Origin of the sequence: Pseudomonas sp. EGD-AK9 (assembly GCF_000465935.2) — a bacterium.
Taxonomy (GTDB): Bacteria; Pseudomonadota; Gammaproteobacteria; order Pseudomonadales; family Pseudomonadaceae; genus Aquipseudomonas.
Window position 1 is genome coordinate 1 of sequence record NZ_AVOF01000742.1, and the last position, 776, is coordinate 776.

Sequence of the window (776 nt, forward strand, 5' to 3'; positions counted from 1 at the left end):
ATGGCGGCGTTGAGCGCCAGCAGATTGGTCTGCTCGGCGACGTTCTTGATCACCTCCAGCACCGCGTCGATGCGCTGGGTGTCCTGGCTCAGGCGCTGGATGCTGGCGGTGGTGGCGTCCATCGCGCCGGCCAGCTGGTCGATGCGCTGCAGGGTCTGGCGCACCACCTGGCTGCCACTGTCGACGCGCCGATCGGCCTGCTCGGTGGAAACCGCGGCGGCCTCGGCGTTGCGCGCCACCTCGTGCACGGTGGCGGTCATCTGGCTCATGGCGGTGGCCACCTGATCGGTCTCCAGCTTCTGCCCGTTGACCCCCTGGCGGGTCTGCTCGGTCACCGTCGACAGCGACTGCGCCGAGCTGGACAGCTGGGTCACCCCGCCCTGCAGACGGCCGACCATCTCGCGCAGGTTGCCGGCCATGGCCTGCATGGCGCCGAGCAGCTGGCCGATCTCGTCGCGCCGGTCGATTTCGATGCGCGCACTCAGGTCGCCGGCGGCGATGCGCTCGGCCAGGCCGATCACCCGTTTCAGCGGCCGCACTATGGCCAGGCTGATGGCCAGCGCGGCCCCCAGGCCGACCAGCAGGGCCAGGGCCGCCGCCAGCAGGATCAGGGTGCTGCTCGCCTGCTGCGCGGCCTGCATGGCCTGGCGCTGGGCGCCGAGGGCCTGCTCGACCTGGCCAAGCAGTTGTTCGATCTGCGCCACCAGCTGCAGGTAGACCTGCTTCTGCTGCTGCAGCTGCTCGGCGTATTCCTTGAGCCGCTCGTTGAAGGAGTC

1 protein-coding gene is annotated in these 776 nt (G+C 70.1%); it reads right to left on the bottom strand.

Annotation, left to right across the window (positions count from 1 at the left end; translation table 11 throughout):
• Positions 1 to 776 (bottom strand): methyl-accepting chemotaxis protein (locus N878_RS23475; protein WP_021445938.1); only part of this gene is annotated, 776 nt, incomplete at both ends.